The organism is Sphaerospermopsis reniformis (assembly GCF_005402885.1).
GTDB lineage: Bacteria > Cyanobacteriota > Cyanobacteriia > Cyanobacteriales > Nostocaceae > Sphaerospermopsis > Sphaerospermopsis kisseleviana.
This window is the reverse complement of sequence record NZ_BJCE01000069.1, coordinates 1-23,265: the sequence shown is the minus strand read 5'-3', so window position 1 is coordinate 23,265 and position 23,265 is coordinate 1. Positions and strand designations below refer to the sequence as shown.

19 protein-coding genes are annotated in these 23,265 nt (G+C 37.7%); 8 read left to right on the top strand and 11 right to left on the bottom strand.

The features are described 5' to 3' along the window. Nucleotides 1–151 precede the first annotated feature (151 nt). The gene (locus FFR48_RS11945; RefSeq protein ID WP_137667514.1) at nucleotides 152–931 is read right to left on the bottom strand and encodes an RDD family protein; all 780 of its coding nucleotides are present in this window, start codon (nucleotides 929–931) and stop codon (nucleotides 152–154) included. A gap of 27 nt (nucleotides 932–958) precedes the next feature. After that, on the bottom strand, nucleotides 959–1,807 hold the full coding sequence (locus tag FFR48_RS11940; RefSeq protein ID WP_137667513.1) for a DUF975 domain-containing protein: 849 nt from the start codon (nucleotides 1,805–1,807) through the stop codon (nucleotides 959–961). Between the two features lie 81 nt (nucleotides 1,808–1,888). Between FFR48_RS11940 and FFR48_RS11935 the strand changes: the two genes are divergently transcribed. Next, nucleotides 1,889–2,854 carry a stage II sporulation protein M gene (locus tag FFR48_RS11935; RefSeq protein WP_137667512.1) on the top strand — a complete coding sequence of 322 codons (966 nt, stop codon included), beginning with the start codon at nucleotides 1,889–1,891 and terminating at the stop codon, nucleotides 2,852–2,854. Nucleotides 2,855–2,955: 101 nt separating this feature from the next. Here FFR48_RS11935 and FFR48_RS11930 read toward each other — a convergent pair whose 3' ends face one another. The 5 genes from FFR48_RS11930 to FFR48_RS11910 form a co-directional block, all read right to left on the bottom strand. After that, nucleotides 2,956–4,275, bottom strand: a complete 1,320-nt coding sequence (locus FFR48_RS11930) for a DUF58 domain-containing protein (RefSeq protein WP_137667511.1) — start codon at nucleotides 4,273–4,275, stop codon at nucleotides 2,956–2,958. Nucleotides 4,276–4,551: 276 nt separating this feature from the next. Then, complete coding sequence (locus tag FFR48_RS11925; protein WP_137667510.1) at nucleotides 4,552–5,484, bottom strand: DUF4344 domain-containing metallopeptidase; 933 nt, start codon at nucleotides 5,482–5,484, stop codon at nucleotides 4,552–4,554. Nucleotides 5,485–5,885: 401 nt separating this feature from the next. Further along, nucleotides 5,886–6,836, bottom strand: a complete 951-nt coding sequence (locus FFR48_RS11920) for an AAA family ATPase (protein ID WP_096572063.1) — start codon at nucleotides 6,834–6,836, stop codon at nucleotides 5,886–5,888. A gap of 197 nt (nucleotides 6,837–7,033) precedes the next feature. Continuing rightward, nucleotides 7,034–8,182, bottom strand: a complete 1,149-nt coding sequence (locus FFR48_RS11915) for a DUF4350 domain-containing protein (protein ID WP_137667509.1) — start codon at nucleotides 8,180–8,182, stop codon at nucleotides 7,034–7,036. 72 nt (nucleotides 8,183–8,254) lie between these two features. Beyond that, nucleotides 8,255–8,863: a DUF4129 domain-containing protein gene (locus tag FFR48_RS11910; RefSeq protein ID WP_137667508.1), complete on the bottom strand. Its 609-nt coding sequence runs from the start codon at nucleotides 8,861–8,863 to the stop codon at nucleotides 8,255–8,257. A 348-nt stretch (nucleotides 8,864–9,211) separates the two neighbouring features. Here FFR48_RS11910 and ybiA point away from each other — a divergent pair, with 348 nt between their 5' ends. The 4 genes from ybiA (at nucleotide 9,212) to mltA (ending at nucleotide 13,264) form a co-directional block, all read left to right on the top strand. After that, entirely contained in the window at nucleotides 9,212–9,685 is a 474-nt protein-coding gene (ybiA, locus tag FFR48_RS11905; protein ID WP_137667507.1) for a riboflavin biosynthesis intermediates N-glycosidase, read from the top strand. A gap of 1,058 nt (nucleotides 9,686–10,743) precedes the next feature. After that, the gene (locus FFR48_RS11900) at nucleotides 10,744–11,514 is read left to right on the top strand and encodes a hypothetical protein (protein ID WP_137667506.1); all 771 of its coding nucleotides are present in this window, start codon (nucleotides 10,744–10,746) and stop codon (nucleotides 11,512–11,514) included. A gap of 257 nt (nucleotides 11,515–11,771) precedes the next feature. Beyond that, complete coding sequence (locus FFR48_RS11895; protein WP_137667505.1) at nucleotides 11,772–12,020, top strand: hypothetical protein; 249 nt, start codon at nucleotides 11,772–11,774, stop codon at nucleotides 12,018–12,020. After that, nucleotides 12,020–13,264, top strand: coding sequence for a murein transglycosylase A (mltA, locus tag FFR48_RS11890; RefSeq protein ID WP_137667516.1), 1,245 nt, complete (start codon nucleotides 12,020–12,022; stop codon nucleotides 13,262–13,264). The genes FFR48_RS11895 and mltA overlap by 1 nt, the downstream gene beginning before the upstream one ends. A gap of 116 nt (nucleotides 13,265–13,380) precedes the next feature. Here mltA and FFR48_RS11885 read toward each other — a convergent pair whose 3' ends face one another. Further along, the gene (locus FFR48_RS11885; RefSeq protein ID WP_137667504.1) at nucleotides 13,381–14,271 is read right to left on the bottom strand and encodes a DUF5895 domain-containing protein; all 891 of its coding nucleotides are present in this window, start codon (nucleotides 14,269–14,271) and stop codon (nucleotides 13,381–13,383) included. 648 nt (nucleotides 14,272–14,919) lie between these two features. Here FFR48_RS11885 and FFR48_RS11880 point away from each other — a divergent pair. Both FFR48_RS11880 and FFR48_RS11875 read left to right on the top strand, forming a co-directional pair. Further along, nucleotides 14,920–16,278 carry an AAA family ATPase gene (locus FFR48_RS11880; RefSeq protein WP_137667503.1) on the top strand — a complete coding sequence of 453 codons (1,359 nt, stop codon included), beginning with the start codon at nucleotides 14,920–14,922 and terminating at the stop codon, nucleotides 16,276–16,278. A gap of 2 nt (nucleotides 16,279–16,280) precedes the next feature. After that, a complete protein-coding gene (locus FFR48_RS11875; RefSeq protein ID WP_096572055.1) occupies nucleotides 16,281–16,784 on the top strand; it encodes a hypothetical protein in 504 nt (167 codons plus the stop codon). A gap of 186 nt (nucleotides 16,785–16,970) precedes the next feature. Here FFR48_RS11875 and FFR48_RS11870 read toward each other — a convergent pair whose 3' ends face one another. The 3 genes from FFR48_RS11870 to FFR48_RS11860 form a co-directional block, all read right to left on the bottom strand. Next, on the bottom strand, nucleotides 16,971–17,657 hold the full coding sequence (locus FFR48_RS11870) for a PHP domain-containing protein (protein WP_137667502.1): 687 nt from the start codon (nucleotides 17,655–17,657) through the stop codon (nucleotides 16,971–16,973). Between the two features lie 363 nt (nucleotides 17,658–18,020). Then, nucleotides 18,021–19,046 (bottom strand): phosphoribosylformylglycinamidine cyclo-ligase, encoded by a 1,026-nt coding sequence (purM, locus tag FFR48_RS11865; RefSeq protein WP_137667501.1) that lies wholly within the window; start codon nucleotides 19,044–19,046, stop codon nucleotides 18,021–18,023. A 124-nt stretch (nucleotides 19,047–19,170) separates the two neighbouring features. Then, nucleotides 19,171–19,377 carry a hypothetical protein gene (locus FFR48_RS11860; protein ID WP_137667515.1) on the bottom strand — a complete coding sequence of 69 codons (207 nt, stop codon included), beginning with the start codon at nucleotides 19,375–19,377 and terminating at the stop codon, nucleotides 19,171–19,173. 550 nt (nucleotides 19,378–19,927) lie between these two features. Here FFR48_RS11860 and pruA point away from each other — a divergent pair. Next, nucleotides 19,928–22,912: an L-glutamate gamma-semialdehyde dehydrogenase gene (gene pruA / locus FFR48_RS11855; RefSeq protein ID WP_137667500.1), complete on the top strand. Its 2,985-nt coding sequence runs from the start codon at nucleotides 19,928–19,930 to the stop codon at nucleotides 22,910–22,912. Nucleotides 22,913–23,265: the final 353 nt, after the last annotated feature.

The window sequence follows — 23,265 nt, the reverse complement described above, 5'->3', positions numbered from 1 at the left end:
CTGGTGAGTGGGGACTGGGGACTGGGGACTGGGGACTGGGGACTGGGGACTGGTGACTGGGGACACTTCGACAAGCTCAGTGCATCGCTGGGGACTGGTGACTGGGAATAAATATGTTTCTTTCTTCTTTATCCTGCCTGCTGCCTGCTGCTTAAAACTCTGGTTGTTGATAGGCTAAATAAACAGCTTCTAAAAAAACATCAGAGGAAATATCAGCAGGTAAAATTATTAAATTTATAATAGATTTTACCTGCTCAGATAATTTTAGTGATAGAGATGACCGAGCTTTTTTAGACATTCCATTGCGGCGTTGTAAATATTCACGAATAATGGCAAAATCATCAGGCAATAATTGAGATAAATCCGAGATTTTTTGCAAACTGATATAAAAAGATTTTGCCTCATCTGAAATAGTAAGATTGGCAGATTTATTAACTTGTTGGGTTTGAATTACTATCGTTCCTGCGACTAAATCACCAAGGCGCTTTTCACTTTTAATAGACATAATTAAAAAAGCGCCAATAAACAAAGTCTCATCAATAGGACGCAGTAAAGCCCGGAGAGAAGCTTGTTGTAAACCCAAAGGTCTGCCATCATCTCGCACCACACGAATTTTTGCAATGCGTTTACCAGGGGTTTGTCCTTGCCAGAGAGTTTCAAAAAAAACAAAATAACCTGTGTAAATAAAGAAAAGAATCAGGAAAGCGATCGCAGTCATCCATAAACCAAAACCAGGACCAAAAATCTCTGAACCAATATCATATAATTGATTAGAAATAAATGCCCAGACTGCGATAAACAGAGCTAAACTTAAAGCCAAAATCTGGTAGTCAATAATTAACGCCCAAGCTCGACTTCCTATACCAGCTAAGGTAAATTCTAACTCAACGCTTTCCGGGGTGCTGAATTTGATTCTGTTGAAAAGGTGCATGATTGGAAATTATTTTTCAATTTTGCTTTAAATTTCTCGGTCACGTAACTCCAAACCTAAACCCTCACGCCGACTTCTTAGGTCATAGTAAATTACAGCTTTGACAGTTTGCAAAAAAGGTAAAATTGCAGCATTACTAGATACAAGTATACCTAGAAATAAAACAATAAATATCAGAGAAAAAACCGGAGAACCATCAGCTAATAGGGTTGTGAAAATTAGCTCAATCACATTTGTAATAATCTGTACTAAAATTTGCAGTGGCAATGTGATTAAAAGGGCTACAAAAGAAATTATAAATATTCTGCCTACATAGCCTTTAGTTAACTCCCAACTGCGTTGAATAGTAGAAATAGCATCAACATTTTCTTCAATAGCTAGGGGTAGATCCACTACATAAAATCTAGTTCCCAACCAGACAATCCCCACAATACCAACAACACTGACTAAAATTGCTATTAACACAAAAATACCAATATTAGACAGATTGCCATTTTGTACTCCCAAAACCGCAGCCATAATACCCAACAACAAACCCCCCGCAACTAGAAAACCGATCATAATACCCACACTGATAAAAAACATTAAGATCAATGTGCCGAAAAACTTCCAAAGACGGGAATTAACGAACCTTTCACCCGCATGAACACTTTCTGGTTGATTCACCAAATCACCAAAGGCCAAACGACCAATCAAAGCTGATAAAGCATAAAACTTTGCCCAGCCATAAATTGGTAACAACACCCAAAGATAAGCCTTCAAAGCCAGTATAAAATATTCTTTGAGGTGAGAACGATATAAACGGACTGCGGCACTAACCACATTACCAATACTTAATGGTTCAGCATTACTGGTATAACCCAAGTTGTCAGACATAGTAGTAAATGTTCCTGAAAATTACAGTTGGCAATTTTGAGTCCATATTAAGCTAAATTAAACTCAGTACCCGGAAATTTTATGAATATTAAACGTTGGATCGGCAGACGAGAGGAAAATTGGCAACGTCTAGATTCTCTATTGCGGAAAGTAGAACAAAAAAAGTTAAAATCTCTCAAATCTGGGGAAATTAGAGAATTAGCCAGCTTATATCGTTCCGTAGCGGCAGATTTAGCCCGCGCTCGTACCCAGGAAGTAGGTAATACTTTAATTCAAAGTTTACAATCCCTCACAACTCGCGCCTATACTCAAATTTATCAGGGTTCACGCAAACAAGAATGGCAAGCAGCGTTAGAATTTTACCGTTTTGGATTTCCGGCTGTAGTGCAGCAAACATTTCCATACATAGCCACCGCCACAGCTTTATTTATCTTAGGTGGTTTAGTAGCTTGGTGGTATGCTTGGCAAGATCCCAGTTTTATGTCGCTGATAGTACCAAACCAGATAATTTCCCAAGTCCGAGATAAAGGTGAGTTATGGATGGGTTCTATTGTCGGTATTGAACCTTTGGCATCCAGCAATATTATGATTAATAATATTTCCGTTTCTTTCGTTGCTGTCGCTGGAGGAATTACTGCCGGATTATACACAATTTATATTATGATATTTAACGGTTTATTAATTGGTGCGGTTGGTACTTTAGTGGCTCAAAATAATCTCGCTTATCCATTTTGGGCGTTTGTGTTTCCTCACGGTTCAATAGAATTACCCGCTATCTTTTTCGCAGGTGGGGCTGGACTTTTAATAGCCAAAGCAATTATATTTCCTGGTAAATATCGCCGTCGAGATGCAATTAAATATTATAGTTCTCTAGCTGCACAATTGGTATTTGGAACTGTGCCGATGTTAATTATAGCTGGAATTATTGAAGGTTTTTTCTCACCTAATCCTATTGTTCCAGACCCGATTAAATATTTAGCAGGAATGGGATTGTTTATATTTTTAGTGCTGTATTGTAATCGTAAAAATAAATTGGTTAAGGGATAAAAAATTAAAAATTAAAAATTAAAAGTTAAAAGTTAAAAATTAAAAAGGAATGAAGAGGAAGATATTTTAGCAGTAAGGGTAATTCTTCCTCCTGACTCCTGCTAAAGCTGATTTCTGGCTTTAAGTTTTAGATAACTTTCAACTAATTGATCAGAAATTTGATTTGCTGGTGCATCCAGAACCAAAACACCTTTTTGTTTTAATTGGGCAAAAGCAACTTGTCTTTGTGCTAATAAATCTAGAGATACTGCACGACTATAAGCTGTTGTGATATCGTCAGTAAAATTGTGTGCTATGTGGTCAACTTGGGGATCGCGGAGGGTGACACAAAAAGGTAAATAACGGGGTGCTAATTTGCAGAGTGCAGTGAGAAGTTCTGAAGAAGCCGTAATATCAACTAAGTCAGTAATTACCACTACTAGCGCCCTGCGGGTTTGCTGTTGAACTACATGAGTGACAGCGCCTAAATAATCAGATTCTAATAATACTGGTTCAATGGGAGTAAGTCGATCAATTAGTTGATTAAGGTGATGTTGTCCCCGTTCTGGGGGTATCCAGGTGTGTACTTGACGATCAAATACAGCTACACCAACGCGATCGCCCCGATGTAAACCCGCCAATGCTAAGGATAATGTGGTATTTAAACCCCAGTCAAATCGCTGTAAACCCTGGACTCTGGCGGTCATCAATCGCCCACGATCTAGTAAAATCAGTACAGTTTGTTCCTGTTCTGGTTCTAAAACTCTGACTAATGGACCTGTGTTACCATAACTACGTCTAGCGGTAGCTTTCCAATCGACAAACCGCAAATCATCACCGCTGCGATAGTTCCGCAGTTCTGCAAATTCTGTTCCTATACCCATTTGACGAACTTTGCGGATAGAACCAGATGATTGTAATGTCAGACGAATCGAGAGCGATCGCAACCCCATTAAATCAGGATACACTTTCACCCGTGTATTTTGGGGAATTTGCCAATCATCCCACCCTAACCCCCAATTTCCCAACTGTCGTACTTGAATATTTCCCCAAGGAAAATCTCCTCTTTGATTTGGTTGTAAAGTGTAAGTTATCTCTTGGGTGTTATTTGCAGAAAGATTAACGCTGAGAGTCGATGTAGAAACAGTAAACTCTGTCGGATAGTAATCACGAATTTGAATAATACTATTTGTATTTCCTGATTCTACCTTTAACACTACTGGATTATCACGGCCAATAGATAAACGTGAGGGTAATTCCCGACTAATTTTAACGCGAGATTTTCTCACTTTTAAACTATCAATAACCATCAATCCTAAAACCACAGCATCAAATAACAAAGTTAAAGTGATGCTTTGGTAAATACCCACAATCATGGATAAAATGGGTGATACAGCAATTGCTAAACCTAATAAAAAATAAACTTTTTTAGATGGAATCATATAGTTCACAGGTGACAGGTGACAGGTGACAGGTGACAGAAAAAAGTGAATAGTTATCAGTTATCATTATTCATGCTTTATTGTTAACTGTTAACTGTTAACTGTTAACAGTTAAGTGACTTCTGATCCAATTTCTTTATGAGGCTGCGCCTAAATTCTTCATCTCTTATTTCCTTCTTTCTTTGTGTCCTTTGTGTCCTTTGCGGTTAGTTCATTCTTGAATTTAGCGCATCTTTATCAAGAATTGGTATGACTCCTAAATTCTTCCAACTCTGATTATAATAAATTCATACCTTCTCTTAAATGAGGATTGAGTATAGTTCGCCAAGCCTTTAGTTTTTTATTATAATCTATTCGGCAAGTAGTTTGTCTTTCTGGTGGGATACCTATATTTTCTACCAAAACATCATACTCTTTGGGGTTTTTACCATAAACCAAACAAATAATATTATAAAACCTTTGATAATTCAAAGAGTGTTCATCCCAAAAAGATAAATCTTGACTTACATTTTCCATTTCCAGATTTCCAGATAAACCAAATTGGATAGCAGAAGCTAAAGCTGCAAATTCCTGTCCTAATTCTGATAATAAAATTGTCGAAAATTCATCAACTGTATCTTCTTCTTTACCAGTTACAGGTAAATCTAATTCTTCGATGAGTGTATGTCCTAATTCATGGAAAAAAGTAAAAACCGTTGTACCTGCTACCCGACGATTAACTTTATTAACTATTTCCGGTTCATTAATATTTAATTCCCTTGATTGATAGTATTCCATAAATACATCTGTGAATCTATCTATTAATTCATAGCAAAGAGTAATACTATGTTCAGAGGATTTATAATAGGCGTTGACAGCACCACAGTCACCCAAAACAATTTTGACATCATTGGGCATAATTAAAACTCTATTTAGCTTTTGGGCTAATTTTTCAAATGATTGATATTTTTGGAATCTTTCTTGTCTTTTGATAAAATGTTTGCGCTGTAAAGGAGTATAAATTACTTGAAATTTTCCTGTAGCATCTACATTATTACTATTATGCCTATTCCTAATTATTTCGTTAGTATTGCCAATTAATTTAACTGGCGTTTGCTTATCAATAGGATTGATAGAAATAACAATTATACATAAAGCTAGAATACTGACTAACAGGAAAATTTTTAGTTTAATATTAATTGATTGCAAATAATTGAATAGGTAAGACATACTGTGGTATATACAATATGATTGAAAACTTGGTAAGGAGTCAGAATTTTTGATAAATTTGATCAATCAATAGATGAACAATGAGAGAATGAGAGGATGTTTGTAAAGTCTAATTTGTAAAGTCTAATTTGTAAAGTCTAATTTGTAAAGTCTAAATTAATGGCAAATAAAAACGGTAGCATCCCCAATGTGTAAATTTATTTTTATCTAACGGAAAAATGATCCAAAGTCCTGATATGATTGAACCGCAAAGACGAGCCAGTGCGTTGGGCAGCTCTGCCGACTTGTAGCAACTGGCGTGCAAAGGACACAAAGGTAAGAGAGTTTAAGAGATGTTTTCGTGTTGCTGCGGTTATCTTTTCAAAATTGGGATGCTCCCGATAAAAACAGCAAATTGCTGATTATCTGGGAACTGGAACTTGATTAATTACCGCAGCTATTACCGCATCAATTTGTAAACCATCCAGCATTGCTTCTGGTTTCAAAAGTAAACGATGACGCAACAGTGGAGACGCAACAGCTTTGATATCATCAGGTGTGACAAAATCTCTACCCGCTAACCAAGCAGATGCTTGAGATGTTTGTAACCAAGCACCAGCAGCGCGAGGAGATGCACCTAAAGCTAAATCAGGATATTGACGAGTTTTTTTCACCAATTCCAAGAGATAATCAACTATAGCTTCAGATACCTTAACTTGTTTAACGGCTTGCCTAGCCTCTAAAATATCAGCTACTGTAGTGATTGGTTTTAACTTGGCAATATCCAAGCGTCTAGCTGCAAAACCCGCTTGTCGATTTAGTAACATTTGCTTTTCTGCTGCTTGATCTGGATAATCTACAACTAGCTTGAATAAAAACCGATCTAACTGTGCTTCTGGTAAGGGATAAGTACCTTCAAATTCCAGGGGGTTTTGCGTCGCAATCACCCAAAATAAATCTGGTAATGGTAAGCTTTCACCATCTAAGGTGACTTGCATTTCTTCCATTGCTTCCAGCAGTGCAGCTTGTGTTTTGGGGGGAGTGCGGTTAATTTCGTCAGCGAGTAAAACTTCTGTAAAAACAGGACCTTTTTTGAGTACGAAGTTGCGACTATTTAAGTCGAAAATATTTGTTCCTGTAATATCCGATGGTAAAACATCTGGTGTAAGTTGAATCCGTCGGAAATCTGCTTGAATTAACTGCGCTAACACTTTGACTAGGAGTGTTTTGCCAGTTCCGGGAACACCTTCTAAAATTATGTGTCCACCTGCTAACAATGCTATTAGCGATTGCTTAACTAGGTTGGATTGTCCTACAATTATTTGGTTTAGTCCTTGTCCAAGGCGAATTAATACAGGATGTGTTGCACTCATATTTTTATGGATAACGTAAGTTGCTAATCAAGAAATAGGAGTCAGGAGTCAGGAGTCAGGAGTCAGAATTAATTTTTTGTCTATGTTTCCATCACGGTTATAACTAGCAACTTGCTAATAATTCAGGAGTCAGGAGTCAGGAGTCAGAATATTTGATAGATCAGTAGATTATCAAATCTTGAGTTAAAGATTAATTTTTAGATGTTAGATTTTGAATTGTGATTTTTCCGTAGACTTTGCCATTTCCCTAACCAGCTTATCAGGTCTTGTTCACTGATTCGGTGTTTTTTTACTTGTAGTTTTAAGACTGCATCTAGTTCTGCTGCATTTTTACCTGTTTGATCTTGCCAAACTTTGAGTAAAACTTCATTTTCTACTAGTATTTGACCTAATCCTAATACTTTTTGTAGTTGCAGTTGTTCTTCTTTTCCGACCATTTCCAGTACAAAATCGCTAGATTCTGCTTTTTGTAAAATTCCTGCTAATGCTTGTATGTAAGCCTGACTGTTATCTATAACTGGTGTATCTAAAGTGACGGGTTTACCAAAGCGGCGATTTTCAGACCAAATTAGCACTAATAACAATACCACCACCTGTACCAATGCTGGAAATAAAGGAATTTTCGCCAAGTAACCCAATAAATCGCCTCTTCCTTCTTTCTCTCTGATATCAGGATCTTTGTATCCGTGGATATATTCGTCTATAAGTATTTTCTGGTTACCTTTGGTAACTAAATCTGCTAAATATACGAAATTTGCTTCTTCTTGATAAGCATTGGCGGCTAAATGGGGAGTGGTAGCGAAAATGACTTTGCCTTTACCATATTTCTCTTCCCAGACTACAGCACCATAGCGATCGCCTAACAAAACTTGTTCTAACTCTTGTTCTAACTCTTGTTCTAACTCTTGTTCTAACTCTTGTTCTAACTGAGATTTTTGATATCTTCTGCTAGTGTCGATTTTGACATCCCCAAAAGCTGATTTTTGATTGCTACTAAATTCTGCTGCTGTTGGTGGTTGTTTTACACCTAAAATCACTAAGGTATTACCTTTTTTTACCCATTCAATTTGTTGTGAATAAAACATTGGGTTTCTGAGAGTGCTGTTCACCTGGAGCAAAGTTACAGGGTTTGTTTCGGTTTCAATATCACTAAAAGGCTTTTGCCAACGTTGGATATTTGTGCCTTGAGATTGCATAAAAGCATACCAAGCACCATAACCTTCAGGTGCGCGATTATAACTAGAACCACTATTGATTTTACTGCTAGGAGCAACTGTTATGCTAAGTAAAATTATGGCTGCTAGAGCGATCGCACCTAGCCAAATAATGCGGTTACGGCGTTTCATATTTTTAGGGGACTGGGGACTGGTGACTGGGGACTGGGGACTGGTGACTAATGACTAATGACTAATGACTAATTATGAATTAAACAGTTCTTGATAGGCTTGATGACACTGTTGATAATTTTCTGCCAAAATTTCATTATTACCAAAACATAATTGCTCATGGGTGGTAATTAAGGTTTCATAAGGCTGAACAGGAGTTACGCTAGAAGTTAGTAATTGCAGATATTCGCCGTCTGTGCGGCTAGGTTGTTGAGGTGCGATCGCTTTTTCATGCAGTTGCTGTAACATAGCTAAATATAGATAACGGCAAGCTTCCTGATAGTTACCCTGTTGGTAAAATTCCTGGGCTTTAGTTAACAACAAGCTGATAGATAACTCATTAGCTTGATTTTTATTCTGGGAAATAAAGGCATGATCAAATCTTGCCAGCCAAGCATAAATGTAAGTATTAAATTCTTGCCATAAACGCCAAATTACCCAAACAACAAATAAACCCAGTATCAGCCAAAATAGAATTTTTAGTAATTCAGCTACCCAAGGACTAATTGACCAACCAGGAGGTAATTCTGGCAGGGTTTTTTGAAAGCGGGAAAATTGGTATTCAAACCATTCTCCTACTTTTTCCTGAAATAAATAAAACTGCCAACCCCAGTTTGTTTTTTCAAAAGCATCAGTGTTCATAATTCGTAATTCGTAATTCGTAATTCGTAATTGTTAATTTTATCACCTGCCTACCCAGGTTTCTAATCCTTAATTTTTCGTTAGTCCACGCAGGTGGACTTTGCTTGTGTAGTAGCGTTCGCAGTCAGGCGTGCCGGAGGCTCTATTATATTCGCCTAAAACTTTTAAGACAACCTCTAAGGCTAGTACGGCTGCACGGAAGTCAACAGGAATATAAAATTTAATATACAGCCTATTACAGCTAAATGAATGAAGTACAAAATTGAATTATAAATCCTGGTCGCCAACGGATTTTAATGCTGATCACTGATAGCTGACTGCTGACTGCTATAAAAGAGAAATTTTCAAATGACTATTTACTTTTACAAAGTTTGGCAGCCCTATGGCTGTTTTTCTAACTTTTCTCCCCACCCTATCGAAATTGACGGTACTTACTGGCCAACAGTTGAACATTATTATCAAGCGCAAAAGTTTGCTGGTAGTGAGGATGAGGTTTTTATACCCTTAATCTATGCTGCACCTACCCCTGAAGAAGCGGCTGCTTTAGGTCGATGTGGCGATCGCAAACTGCGCTCAGATTGGGATCTGGTAAAAACTAATGTGATGCGAGCAGCTGTACTAAAAAAATTTCTCACTCATGCAGACATCAGAGAAGTGCTTTTAGTTACTGGGGATGAAATTTTGGTGGAAAATTCACCCACAGATTATTTTTGGGGCTGTGGAGTAGATAAAACAGGTCAAAATCATCTAGGTAAAATCCTCATGAGTGTGCGTGAACAAATCCGTCAGTTAATGTTGTTAAAAGCAATTACCAATTCTTGATAGCAATACCATCATTGCTGACGGTAAAGGAGGAATCTCTCAAAGCACGCAATATAATGTTACGTGCGCCGTTAGCATCTCTTGTTTGCCCAATCTAAATTTCACACTACCAAAAGAGGGTTAGTAGCTAGTACAGCACGGCGTAAATAGGGCTTGCTGAATAAATGTAAAACCTAGATAAATCAAGGGATTGAGGATGATTAAAATTAAAATTGTGCAAGGTTTTAGGTACTGTGAGCCTAAGAAAGCTTGTACTTTGTTAGTATTGGCACAATTTCCAAATCAAAAAACTCCTTGATAGCGACTTGTACTGAGCCTGTCGAAGTAAGCGTGGCGTAGCCATACTCCTTGAACTCCTGTACCCTCACAGATAACTTTTTCAGGAAACCCTAAATAGATTTGTTTCAAAACTTAAAATATAAATGAGTGAATACTATAAAATAGTAATAAAATAGAAACCCTTGCTAATAAAATATTTCTGGATGTAATTGACCTATTTACTCAACTTTTCTTAAATCATTTTTCCGATAAAAGTAAAGTTTAATTGCAAAAAGAGAAAGACTATAGACAAATAATTTTTGAGGTGTTATTTTAATAGTTGAAGCTAAAGAAAAAAGCTTCCCTGGCAGATCAAACAGCTAGAGTTGAAAAGAAAAGAAAAGAAAAGGAAAGACAAGAGAAAAGAAACGTAGTAAGAGGTTAAAAAGCTGTTAAATTCCTATCTGTCTCGTCGAAACACCGCAACACCCAACGCGAACGCTTATATTCCCTCAAATTAGTGAGAATCAGGGGGCAATGTAACTGGTTTTCATTCCTTGTTGATCAAGGTGATGAAAGAAAGTACATCCCTGGATAGTATAAACAAGGGGAGGGAAACACCAAGCTAGTAGATGTTGGGTGTTGTTGTGTTTGGTAATAAATAAGAAATAATGGGTAATGGGTAATAGGTAATAGGCAATAGGTAATAATTTATTACCAATCACCAATCACCAATCACCAATCACCAATACGTAAGTTTGTACTACAATTGAATAGAAAAACAGTTTAAATAACGATTTATGTCAATTATTGCGCTCAGAGCGTGGTATCTACAGGATTATGAACCTATTACGGAATTGGAGAAACGCCCTCCAGATATTCGTTTGAGTAAAAAAAGCCTGCTAAAATCAGGGTTGCGTGCGGATTTTTTAGAAGATAGCGATGAAGTCAAAGCATCAACTTGGTTTAGGCGCTATTTGGAAGGTGAAAATATAGAATTTTATATTGAGGGTAGTGGTGGTTATTGTGTAGCGAACATTGACTTAATTAGTCATGAAATTTATTTAACTAAACAAAGTTTGTTAGCGCAGTTAGAACCAACAATTTTTTTCTGCTATCAAACTGAATATGCAAAATCTAGTGATTTGCTCAGAGAACAACTGCAAGAAAGTTTGCAACTTTTAAATGGTAAATCCCGTCTACCCCTAACATTAATAGAATCATCCCGTCCCAGTCATGCACCGCTAAGGTTAAATCGTACCATGATGCGGAAAATCCGTAAGAGTTTATTATTTATTGCGGATACCACACCTATTACCAGCATTGATGGGAAAGAAACTTGTCAATTAATTCCTAGTCCTAACGTCTGTGTAGAAATTGGTTATGCAATGGAAAATAAACGTTCTGAACAAATTGTACTAGGACAAATGCAACGTCCAGAATTAGAAGGACAATTTCCCTTTGATTTACCCACACAGCAAATTTTACAATTTAGGGACGGTGCAGAACTGAATAAAATCCTCACCGTGACTATGGAAAATCAATTAGCACGATTTAAACTATTTTTTTGACAACTGTTTGTTTGAAAACTATTTTCTTAAATTTTTTCAGCCCATTTCAGATCCCCGACTTCTGTGAGAAATCAGGGATCTTAATTTTGAGAAGTCGGGAACTGTTGAGGGGGAAGTCAGCGTCATTTTGGGAAAGTAAAATTACGGTTCGTTGCCGTATTTTGGTACATCTGGCACTTCTCCCGTATGCTTACCCTTTTCATTGGCGGCTGACGTGGTTAACAATAGGTTGGATGTATAGAAAATAATGTGAATTTATGCCTAGAACTCCCAACGAATATGCGATTCACCTCCTGTTGGAAAGTGGTCATCCGGAAGAAGTGCGCTTTCCCACTATTCAAGATTTTCAAAAGTGGTATAGTGGTGAACTTGTACCAAAGTCTGCTTCTAATGACTTTATTAACGTACCGATTAAAAATATTCAAGGCGAATATATGGTGGTACGTCCTTCTAAGATTATAGGGATTCGGGTAGAACCGATTTTTAGTTCTAGTATTGAAAGATGATGAGAAAAACCCTTGCTTTGTTTTCCTTGAGTCTGGGAATTGCCTGTACAAGTCCTGTTAGCTCAGTTTTAGCTCAAGTAACGATTCCTCTGCCAGCACCAGCACCAGAATCAATACCAGTACCAGTACCAGCACCAAATACGCCTGAAGTTGTACCAGCACTGCAACCTATTTCCCCGGAAACTGCTTGTAATTCTCAAAGATGCTTGGGTTGGGATGAGCAACTTTGGGGGAGAAATGGCGATCGCCAAGCTTTATTAACTTCCATTGATCACAGTTTGCGTTATCTGGAAACTAATAGAGCGGCGGAAATATATGTTAACTACCCCATCAAGGAGATTACTCTAGATCGGGTACGTCGGAGTTTATTACGCTTCCGACAACTGGTGGTGAGTTCTAAGTCAGCAGCAGAACTACAAGCGGCTGTACATCGGGAGTTTGCTTTTTACCAGTCTACAGGGAACGATGGCAAGGGTACGGTTAAATTTACTGCCTATTATGAGCCTGTGTATACTGCCAGCCGGGTGCGAACTTCTGTATACAGATATCCTATGTATAGAGTACCACCGGATTTTAAAGAATGGAAAAAACCCCATCCCAAAAGGGTAGAATTGGAAGGTAAAGATGGTTTACAAGGACATAAAGGCAGATTACGCGGTTTAGAAATGTTGTGGTTCCGAGATCGCCTTGAACCTTACATGATCCAAATTCAAGGTTCTGCCCAAATTAGATTAACCAATGGACGGAGAACTTCTGTAGGTTTTGCCGGAGGAACGGATTATCCTTGGACTAGCATTGGTGGAGAACTAGCAAAAGATGGTAAATTGCCATTAAGCGGTTTAACCATGCCTAAATTAATTAGTTATTTCCGCAGAAATCCCAGAGAAATGAATAATTATTTACCACGCTGGGAAAGATTTGTATTCTTCCAAGAAACCAACGGTGCGCCAGCTACAGGTAGTATTAACGTCCCCGTAACCGCAGAACGTTCCATTGCTACGGATAAATCTCTCATGCCTCCTGGTGCATTAGCATTGATTCAAAATGCGTTTCCTTTTCCTGCGGGTGGAGGGAGGTTAGAAAGACGCAGAGTTGATCGGTTTGTATTAGATCAAGATACAGGTAGCGCGATTAGGGGACCTGGTAGAGTAGATTACTTTATGGGTACTGGTAAATTAGCGGGCGATCGCGCTGGAATTACTGGAGGCAATGGATCACTATATTATTTATTGTTGAGAGAATAGGTGACTGGTGACTGGTGACTGGTGACAGTAAACAGCGATAAGTCATAACTGATCTATCTCCCTCTGCTCCCTGCTCCCCTGCTTTTTCCCAGTCCTCAGTCCCTAATCCCTAGTCCCTAGTATGGTGGATAAGCAAAATCATCATCATCGGCGTAAATATAAGAATTGGTAACACCAGATATTTCTACTTTAGAAACATCTGGTTTCATAAATTCTTTACCAAATTCTTTGTAATCTTCAAAAATCTTACAAATTATTTCCGATTCAGGAGAATCAGAAGCAATCATATATTTTGTTAAATTTGAATCTTTAGGATGTTCATAATTTACAGTCGCAGCCACCAAAACAATATTCGGTTCAATACCTCTTTCTTCGCATTCAATAATCGGGCAAAAAATCCCATGTGCATGAAATAATGGACCTTTGGGAGTTAATGGTTTATTCTGAAAACTGGCATAAGCTTTTTCTAATTCTCCCGCAAAACCCCCAGTCAGTCTACCTTGTTGATATTCAGAATAACTCTTACCAAAACTTGCGCCCGCTGCACCACTGAGAGTTAATTGTAAAGGTGATTGATGTAAAAACTTTTTATCTTCACCGACTAAAAAAATCAGATGGCGAGTGTAGATTTTAAATTTCAGTTTATTAGCTAAAAAATCATCTTTGTAATCTTTAAAAGTACCTAATCTAATTTTTGTGTCTCGGTCTTGAACGGATAAGGGACCACGACGAATAATTACTAATCTGGGGGTAGTGGTAATAAAAAATGTGTCTACTTCTCCAGAATCAAATTCATGTTCTATTTCTTGCCAATTATCATCAGGTTGAAAACCCACAGCTTGAGCATTATCGAGTTTAAGGGCTAAACCATAACTTTGTAAACCATCTTCACCATAGCGGGGTCTGATCATTTGACACCAGGGGAGGGTTTGGGATGGTGGGGCGTTAAATTTTTCGTCTTCAAAGTCGAACTTAGCATGATTACTGTTAGCAGATGCTTTAACCATTTTTGAATATCCGTGTGTTTTATTTTACAAGTTTATCTTTTCTACTATCTTTTGTACCATTCATCTGGGATGTGTGGCACTTTCTGAATTAGATTTTAACAATTTTCCTTGGGGGGTGGTTGGTTTGGGGTGAAGTGGGGGTAAGTGGGTATAATTTTTATATCATGGGTGATAAGCGTCTATTTTAACGGTAATTTGTCGTGTTGTATCAGGGAAGGATAAGAGGGAATGAACCACGAAGACACGAAGGAAGCGAAGGAAGAAGAGAGAAGGATGAGGAGGTTTGGTGATGAGTGGGATACCTTCCTTCGGTAAGCTATCTCTACGAGTCCCGACAGGGATACGCTAACGTACTATATCCACCTGATGCACAGACAAAAATTATCCTGTAAATCCTTGAATCCTGGATACTATCTCGACTTACTTCGACTGCGCCCTTCGACACCGCCCTTCGACACCGCCCTTCGACACCGCTCAGGACAGGCTCAGGACAGGCTCAGGACAGGCTCAGGACAGGCTCAGTACAAGTCGCGGTAGTTGAGCGTAGTCGAAACTCGATAACCACCTGATTCTGACAAAAAAGCGGGGTTATTGGGTATAATTATGTTGATAACATATTTTATGATTGAGTAAGTTTTATTTTCCCTTATGCCTCAGCAGTTAATCATTCAAAATTTTGGACCAATTACAGACTTAAAGATTGAACTTAAAGACATACTTATCTTTATTGGTTCACAAGCTAGTGGTAAAAGCACTGTTAGCAAAGCTATCTTCTTTTTTAAATCTTTGAGAGATGATTTAACAACCTATCTGTATCAGTGCTACCACGAAAAGCAGTTTGAAGATACTATCACTACTTTTGCCAAGCGAGCAAAACAGAAGTTTATTAAAATGTATGGTTCGGTACTACAATTTCCTGAAATGGAATTAAAGTATCAGTATGGAAACGGCATGGAAGTCACAGTTAAACCTTCTACCAATAACCAATTTACAACTGTTGATTTTGATGATTTTTTTAAACAAAAGTTCCGTGATTTAGTAGATCAATCTAGAAGTTTGAATACTGAATTGCAGCAGATGAGTTCGAGAGGTTTATTTTCTTCTTCCCGTGAAATTAGTGCTATTAAGGCTAAAGAAGCAGCTCTATTTGAGAATATCACAAAAGAAGTAAACCAACTATTTAATGATGATAGAGATTTGCTATTTTTACCTGCTGGTCGTAGTCTGATTACTATTCTATCTCAACAGCGTTATAACATTGACATGGGAGAGGATTTGATATCTGGTAACACTGAGTTAGCAGCAGATAGTTTAATAAAATTAGATTATTTAATGCAAAATTTTATTAATCGAATTGATAGCGCGAAACCTATTTTTAATCAAGCAATTGGTGATTTAATTAAAGAAAAACTTTCTACTTCTACCAATAGTGAAACAAAGCGAGTTATCACTCTAGCTCAAAACATTGTGGATTCTATTCTCAAAGGCTCTTATCGCTATCAAAATGGTACTGAAAGAATTGATTTTGGCAATGGAAAAAGCACCTTAATCAACTTTGCATCATCAGGACAACAAGAGGTTGTTTGGATTTTGTTACTGATTCTGCTTTTAATTCTTAATCAGCGGAATGTATTTTTAGTTATTGAAGAACCTGAAGCGCATCTTTTTCCTGTTGCACAAAAGCAAATGATTGATTTAATTGCTTTACTGGCAAATCAAGCTGCAAATCAAATCATTTTAACAACTCACAGTCCCTATATTCTTTCGTCATTTAACAATTTACTATATGCCCATCAGTTAGGCTTGCAAAAATCGGAACAGGTGGAAGAAATAGTAAATCATAACCTTTGGATTGATCCTCATAGATTAAATGCTTTTATTGTAGAGCAAGGTACTACTCGTTCTATTCTGGATTCAGAAATGGGGTTAATTGAATCAGCAGAGATTGATAGAGCTTCTGAGATTATTGTTAATACATTTAATCAACTTTTTGAAATTGAGGATTAAGTATGAAATGCAATTGCCAAGAGTTTGAAAAAAAATATCCAGATTGTACGTTTTGTAATGATGGTCAGAAAATTACTGTGCAAGAAAACAAACGAAAATATATCCTAAACAATTTATCTGCTCAACAAGTTTGTAGAATTAAAATAGATGGTTGTGTAATTGATGATGAAAATCAGCGTAAGTGTGATTATTTAATGATAGTATGTAATACTGAAAAAGTGGCTAATGATAATAATATGGATGCTGGAGAAAAAATGTATTTTATTGAGTTAAAAGGTAAGGATTTGATCAGTGCTGTTGAACAATTAACTCAAACAATTGAATATTTTAAACCGCAAATTATTGGAACAGTTTTTGCTAGGGCTGTACTCAGTAAAGTTAGTAAATTTAATGCTCCTAAAAGTATTGAGAATGATTCTAGAGTAAAAAAATTAAAGAGTTTACTAAAAAAATATGGTGGTAATTTTGAATATGGATCTGTGCAATTTGAAAAAGATAAGATTTGATTTTTATAGCAATGGAGATCGCACAAAAAATCTCTTGTTAATTTTTCAAATCTTGCTAAGCAAGATTTGTTCACTACAGGTAATTCAATTTTGGATTTTGGATTTTGGATTTTGGATTGTTTTCCTCAACTCTAATCTAAAATCTAAAATCTAAAATCTAAAATCTAAAATTCTCCTGACTCCTATTTATAATCGTTGTAGTATATTTAAACCATGTGTATCAGTTCCACAGGTGTTAAATAAACCATACTCCTCCGCTAACATTTGCACTTTTTCCGTTTCTACAGAGCAAGGTTTCCAAGGGTTAGGATTTTTATAAGCGTAGAAAGTTTCAACCCCATCAATACCATATTCAGCAGCTTGAGGAATTAAATCAAAGTGCGATCGCTTGTACCGTGCTGGATGAGCAAGTACAGCTAGTCCACCAGCGTCATGAATAGCTGCAATAACGTTAGCTGCTTGATAATCTATACCTGTAGAGGCTTTTCTTTGCAGATAAGGTTTCATACTGGAATGTTCTATTTCAAAACCATAAGCCAAAATATGTACTTCAGAATCTAGCAAACCTGCATTAATTTCTACACCACTCCACAAATGAGGAATGCTGCTATCAGCATGATTCCATTTCCAATCTTCTAACCAATCTCGTGCTAATTGATACCCACCAACGGCATGATGATCAGTAATTGTAAGCCCTTTCAAACCAATGGAGATCGCCTGTTCCATAAGTATATGTGGATGCAATCTACCATCCGAAAATACCGTGTGTAAATGAAAGTTGAAAAACCTGGGACAACTTTGAGCATCAAGGCTTTGGAAGACTTGTTTTAACAGTTCTGTGGAAGCAGTAGTCCGGGCAAAATTTACAACCATAACCCCCTCTGATCAAAAATATGTGATTCTGAATAAAAGAACGCGGCACACTTACATACAAGAAATAGAACCAAGAAATTACTAGCACATTAAGCTAGTATTTAAAGCTACTTTTTAGGCTACAGTAATGATTTTTTTGCGATTTGTTAAAACTACGTTAGCAAATCTCAATCATTACAGTCATGAGTATTTTTGATTACTTATATAAAGAAATGCTAAATTTTTCAGAAAATTTCTATAAATACTGATACTGATATAGTTATCAGTGATCAGCCGTCAGCTTTTGTTATTCAATTGCTATGAAAAATCTCAATTTCAGAGAAATGACAAATTAGTCTTAGCTGACTGCTGATGGCTGAATGCTTAAAAAAGACCAATTAATTCACCAGAACCAGCCACGACTTCACCAATGGTAAAAGAGGGAATATCCTGTGATTGAAAATGGCTAATTGCTTGTTCTGCTTGTTCGGGGGGCAGTATTAGCACAAATCCCACACCCATGTTAAATGTATTATACATAGATTCTGCACCAACAGAACCGGCTTGAGCTAACCACTGAAACACAGGGGGAATATTCCAACTACCAGGATTAATTTTAATAGCTTGACCTGTTCCCAGACATCTGGGTAAATTTTCTGGTAAACCCCCACCAGTAATATGTGCCATACCGTGAACTTTTAAACCATTTTTCAATGCTGCTAATACATATTTAACATAAATGCGGGTAGGAGTGAGAAAAGCATTACCGAGAGTTTGCCCATTTAATAACTCTGGAGTATCATTCCAAGAAAAACCACCATCACTAACAATCTTTCTCACTAAACTTATACCATTACTGTGAATACCTGCACTAGATAAACTTATGGCTACATCACCTACTTGTACTTGAGAACCATCTAGCATTTTGTTTTTTTCGACTATCCCCACACAAAAACCCGCTAAGTCATATTCACCGACTTGGTAAAAACCGGGCATTTCTGCGGTTTCTCCACCTAATAAAGCCGCACCTGCGAGTTTGCAACCAGTAGCTATTCCTGCCACTACCTGAGTTAACTGCTCTTTATCCAGCTTACCAGTAGCTACATAATCGAGAAAAAATAGCGGTTCTGCTCCTGATGTTAGCACATCGTTAACACACATCGCCACTAAATCAATACCTACGGTGTCATGGCGGTTGAGAATTTGAGCAATTTTCAGCTTTGTACCCACACCATCTGTACCAGATACCAATACTGGTTCTTGATAACCTGTAGGCAGTTGAAAACAGCCCCCAAAGCCACCTAAACCACCTAATACTTCTGATCTGAAGGTACTGTGAACTAAATTGCGAATTTGGTCTACAAAAGCTCTACCTGCTTCAACATCAACACCTGCATCCCGATAATCCATGACTGTTTACACCGTGATCATTCTTTTTTCAACCCCGTTTATTATAGGGTAATTGGTAATTGGTAATTGGTAATTGGTAATTGGTAATTGGTAAATTTATTACTGTCACCTGTCACCTATCACCTCAAAATACCTGATCTTCAATACCTCGCCACCATTCACCTAAATTCATTAAATCTTGGTGAATATCTGCTAATTCTCGCTCGTAAGCTTCCGGTGATATTGTATCTCGCCGTTCTTGTAATTTTTTCAGCCGCAGTTGTACTAATAACCAAGGTTTAGAAATACTATCTGTAGCTTCTAGATATTGTGCTAATTCTTTACTATCCATAAAACCTGAATTTATTTTTCCTTTCATTGGAATTTTTCTGGTAAGCTGGTCGTTTACCACGCACGATAACGAAATCATTAGAGTTTAAGTTAACACCAGCTAAAGATAGAACATCACGCAGTCTGACACCTGTAATTTAACTTTACTATTCGGCCACCACACTCGAAAACCAACATTTTCTGTGAGGGAAAGACTAAATAAACCGGTCCTCCTTCCTCACGAGGAATTGGTTGATCATCTTTGGCAACTGCTAAAATAATTGGGTACTTGAGTAAATCTTCATAGTTACTTGATAAGCGTCATAACAGACAAAAGTAATTTCCGTAACACCGCTTTGAATGGCAAATTTTTGTAATAGTGAATTTACGTCTATTCCAGTAACCTAAAGCTAAGTTTTTCCAGACTTTCAATATAACCACATTCCAAACTATTACTTGAGACGGTTTACAGGTGACAGGTGACAGGTGACAGGTGACAGTAATAAATTTACCAATTACCAATTACCCATTACCAATTACCAATTACCCATTACCAATTACTAACAAATTTTATGGTATTACAAGTACAAAATAACACTTACGAAGCGAAAACCCAGGAAATTGCTAAACAGGTTCTCGCTGCAACTGGGGAAAGTCGTTCTTTTCTGGCTTCTTTGCGTGATCAGATGCGCTGGGATGATAAGTTACTCGCTTGGGCTATGAGTAATCCTGGGTTACGAGTCCAGTTATTTCGATTTATTGATACTTTACCCGCTTTACATAGTAAATCAGAAATTGCATCCCATTTGCAAGAATATTTGGGTGATGAGTCGGTAGAATTACCCGCAGCTTTAAAGGGTATGCTGAATTTTGCTAACCCTGATTCTATGCCGGGACAGGTAGCGGCTACAACCGTGGAAACTGCTGTGCAAACTTTAGCACATAAATATATATCTGGGGAAAATATCCAACAGGTAATCAAAACGGTGGAAAAGCTTAGAAAAGAAAAGATGGCTTTCACTATTGATTTACTTGGGGAAGCGGTAATTACGGAGATAGAAGCACAATCTTATTTAGAAAAATACCTGGAATTGATGCAGCAGTTGGTTGAAGCATCGAAAAAATGGCAGCATATCCCCGCTATTGATGAAGCGGATGGGGAAATGATTCCTAAAGTGCAGGTTTCAGTAAAATTAACTGCGTTTTATTCCCAGTTTGATCCGTTAAATGCTAATGGTAGTGAACAACGGGTGAGCGATCGCATTAAGATTTTATTACGTCGTGCAAAAGAATTGGGTGCAGCAGTACATTTTGATATGGAACAGTACGCCTATAAAGATATTACTTTGAAGATTCTCAAAAAGCTTTTACAGGAAGAGGAGTTTCGTGAACGTACAGATATCGGGATCACTATCCAAGCATATCTGCGTGACAGTGAACAAGATGCAAAAGATGTCATTGCATGGTTAAAACAGCGCGGTTATCCTCTTACTATTCGTTTGGTTAAAGGTGCATATTGGGATCAGGAAACTATCAAAGCTGAACAAAAACACTGGAAACAGCCTGTTTTTAATGATAAAGTGGCAACAGATGCCAATTTTGAGGCGATAACTCAGCTTTTGTTAGAAAATCACGAGTATGTTTATTCTGCTATAGGTAGTCATAATGTTAGATCCCAATCTAGGGCGATCGCCATAGCAGAAAGTCTCAATGTTCCCCGTCGTCGTTTTGAAATGCAAGTTCTTTATGGGATGGGTGATAAAATTGCCAAAGCCTTGGTAGATAAGGGTTATCGGGTTCGGGTATATTGTCCTTATGGTGACTTATTACCGGGAATGGCTTATTTAATTCGTAGATTGTTGGAAAATACGGCAAATAGTTCGTTTTTACGGCAAAATCTGGAAAATAAGCCTGTTGATGAGTTGTTAGCTGCTCCTATTATAGATTTTTCTCACGCAAAGGCGCAAAGTCGCAAAGAAGAGAAGGAAGGTTTTGTTGGTGTTGCGGATACGGATTATGCTGAGGAGGAGAAAAGAAGGGTTTCTCAAGTTGCTTTCCAAAATGTGCGTCAGCAGTTGGGTAGGACTTATTTACCTTTGATTAATGGTGAGTTTGTAAATACGACAACGTTTGTTGATTCTCTGAATCCTTCTAATTTTGGTGAGGTTGTTGGTAAGGTTGGACTTATCAGCGTTGAACAAGCTGAGGAAGCAATGAAAGCTGCTAAAGCTGCTTTTCCTGGTTGGAAGAAGACACCGGTTAAGCAACGTGCTGATATTCTGCGGAAAGCTGCTGAGTTGATGGAAGAAAGACGTGCTGAACTTTCTGCTTGGATAGTTTTGGAGGTGGGTAAACCTGTTAAGGAAGCTGATGGGGAGGTTTCGGAAGCTATAGACTTTTGTCTCTATTACGCTGATGAGATGGAACGTCTTGATCAAGGTGTAATCTATGACGTTGCTGGTGAAACTAATCGTTATATTTACCAGCCTAAAGGAATTGCGGTTGTAATTTCTCCTTGGAATTTTCCTTTGGCTATTGCTTGCGGTATGACTGTTGCTGCTTTGGTTTCGGGGAATTGTACTTTGCTGAAACCTGCGGAAACTTCTTCTGTGATAACTTCTAAGTTGACGGAAATTTTGATTGAAGCGGGAATACCTAAAGGTGTTTTTCAATACGTTCCTGGTAAGGGTTCTCAAGTTGGTGCTTATTTAGTGAATCATCCTGATACTCATGTAATTGCTTTTACCGGTTCTCAAGAAGTGGGATGTCGAATTTACGCAGAAGCAGCAATTTTAAAACCTGGTCAAAAGCATCTGAAAAAGGTAATTGCGGAGATGGGAGGGAAAAACGCGATTATTGTTGATGAAAGTGCTGATTTAGACCAGGCTGTTGTCGGGGTTGTCCAGTCTGCTTTTGGGTATAGTGGTCAAAAGTGTTCTGCTTGTTCACGGGTTATTGTTTTACAACCTATCTATGATGCTTTTGTAGAAAGGTTGGTGGAAGCTACGAAGTCTTTAAATATTGGGGAAGCGGACTTACCCAGTACCCAAGTTGGTCCGGTGATTGATGGAAATGCACGCGATCGCATTTTAGAATATATTGAGATTGGAAAAAAAGAAGCTATTTTAGCTTTGGAGTTATCTGCACCCAATCAAGGTTATTTTATCGGACCTGTGATTTTTTCTCAAGTTCCCCCAGATGGGGTTATTGCACAGCAGGAAATTTTTGGTCCTGTTTTATCGGTGATTCGTGCTAAGGATTTTACGGAAGCTTTGGAAATTGCCAATTCTACAAACTACGCTTTAACAGGTGGTATTTATTCTCGTACACCTTCCCACATTGAACAAGCACAAGCAGAATTTGAAGTTGGTAATTTGTATATTAACCGCAATATTACCGGGGCAATTGTCGCGCGTCAACCTTTTGGCGGTTTTAAACTTTCTGGTGTAGGTTCAAAAGCAGGTGGTCCAGATTATTTATTGCAGTTTCTAGAACCAAGGAGTATTACAGAGAACATTCAACGTCAGGGTTTTGCACCAATTGCAGGTAATGAATAATTAGGGTTTGCTGAAAAAGTCTTTCCGTGAAAATTAAGAATTTCCAGGAGTCAGGAGTTTGAGGATATCAAGGAGTTTTTTGTATTTTCAAACGAGGTAGAAACCAACAAAGTGCAAGGTTTTCCTACTCATAGCTTCCAAAACCTTGCACCTATTTTCTTTGTTATCACCCTCAAACTCTTTATCCATCCAGGTTTTGAGTTTATTCAGCAAACCCTAAATGTGTATCTGCTATATAAAACCTAGACAAAACTAGACTTTACTTTCTACTTCAACGGGAGCATGGGAGCAGTTATCCCTCAGTAGACTTTCACGCCTTAGCCAGACGCGATTGTGTTCCAATTAAGTTTCTG

What these genes read in the sequence shown, in the direction of transcription:
- FFR48_RS11910 (WP_137667508.1), bottom strand. Translation starts at nt 8,863, where the DNA reads ATGAACACTGATGCTTTTGAAAAAACAAACTGGGGTTGGCAGTTTTAT.
- ybiA (WP_137667507.1), top strand. Translation starts at nt 9,212, where the DNA reads ATGACTATTTACTTTTACAAAGTTTGGCAGCCCTATGGCTGTTTTTCT.
- FFR48_RS11880 (WP_137667503.1), top strand. Translation starts at nt 14,920, where the DNA reads ATGCCTCAGCAGTTAATCATTCAAAATTTTGGACCAATTACAGACTTA.
- mltA (WP_137667516.1), top strand. Translation starts at nt 12,020, where the DNA reads ATGAGAAAAACCCTTGCTTTGTTTTCCTTGAGTCTGGGAATTGCCTGT.
- purM (WP_137667501.1), bottom strand. Translation starts at nt 19,046, where the DNA reads ATGGATTATCGGGATGCAGGTGTTGATGTTGAAGCAGGTAGAGCTTTT.
- FFR48_RS11895 (WP_137667505.1), top strand. Translation starts at nt 11,772, where the DNA reads ATGCCTAGAACTCCCAACGAATATGCGATTCACCTCCTGTTGGAAAGT.
- pruA (WP_137667500.1), top strand. Translation starts at nt 19,928, where the DNA reads ATGGTATTACAAGTACAAAATAACACTTACGAAGCGAAAACCCAGGAA.
- FFR48_RS11900 (WP_137667506.1), top strand. Translation starts at nt 10,744, where the DNA reads ATGTCAATTATTGCGCTCAGAGCGTGGTATCTACAGGATTATGAACCT.
- FFR48_RS11920 (WP_096572063.1), bottom strand. Translation starts at nt 6,836, where the DNA reads ATGAGTGCAACACATCCTGTATTAATTCGCCTTGGACAAGGACTAAAC.
- FFR48_RS11935 (WP_137667512.1), top strand. Translation starts at nt 1,889, where the DNA reads ATGAATATTAAACGTTGGATCGGCAGACGAGAGGAAAATTGGCAACGT.
- FFR48_RS11925 (WP_137667510.1), bottom strand. Translation starts at nt 5,484, where the DNA reads ATGTCTTACCTATTCAATTATTTGCAATCAATTAATATTAAACTAAAA.
- FFR48_RS11860 (WP_137667515.1), bottom strand. Translation starts at nt 19,377, where the DNA reads ATGGATAGTAAAGAATTAGCACAATATCTAGAAGCTACAGATAGTATT.
- FFR48_RS11885 (WP_137667504.1), bottom strand. Translation starts at nt 14,271, where the DNA reads ATGGTTAAAGCATCTGCTAACAGTAATCATGCTAAGTTCGACTTTGAA.
- FFR48_RS11875 (WP_096572055.1), top strand. Translation starts at nt 16,281, where the DNA reads ATGAAATGCAATTGCCAAGAGTTTGAAAAAAAATATCCAGATTGTACG.
- FFR48_RS11945 (WP_137667514.1), bottom strand. Translation starts at nt 931, where the DNA reads ATGCACCTTTTCAACAGAATCAAATTCAGCACCCCGGAAAGCGTTGAG.
- FFR48_RS11915 (WP_137667509.1), bottom strand. Translation starts at nt 8,182, where the DNA reads ATGAAACGCCGTAACCGCATTATTTGGCTAGGTGCGATCGCTCTAGCA.
- FFR48_RS11930 (WP_137667511.1), bottom strand. Translation starts at nt 4,275, where the DNA reads ATGATTCCATCTAAAAAAGTTTATTTTTTATTAGGTTTAGCAATTGCT.
- FFR48_RS11870 (WP_137667502.1), bottom strand. Translation starts at nt 17,657, where the DNA reads ATGGTTGTAAATTTTGCCCGGACTACTGCTTCCACAGAACTGTTAAAA.
- FFR48_RS11940 (WP_137667513.1), bottom strand. Translation starts at nt 1,807, where the DNA reads ATGTCTGACAACTTGGGTTATACCAGTAATGCTGAACCATTAAGTATT.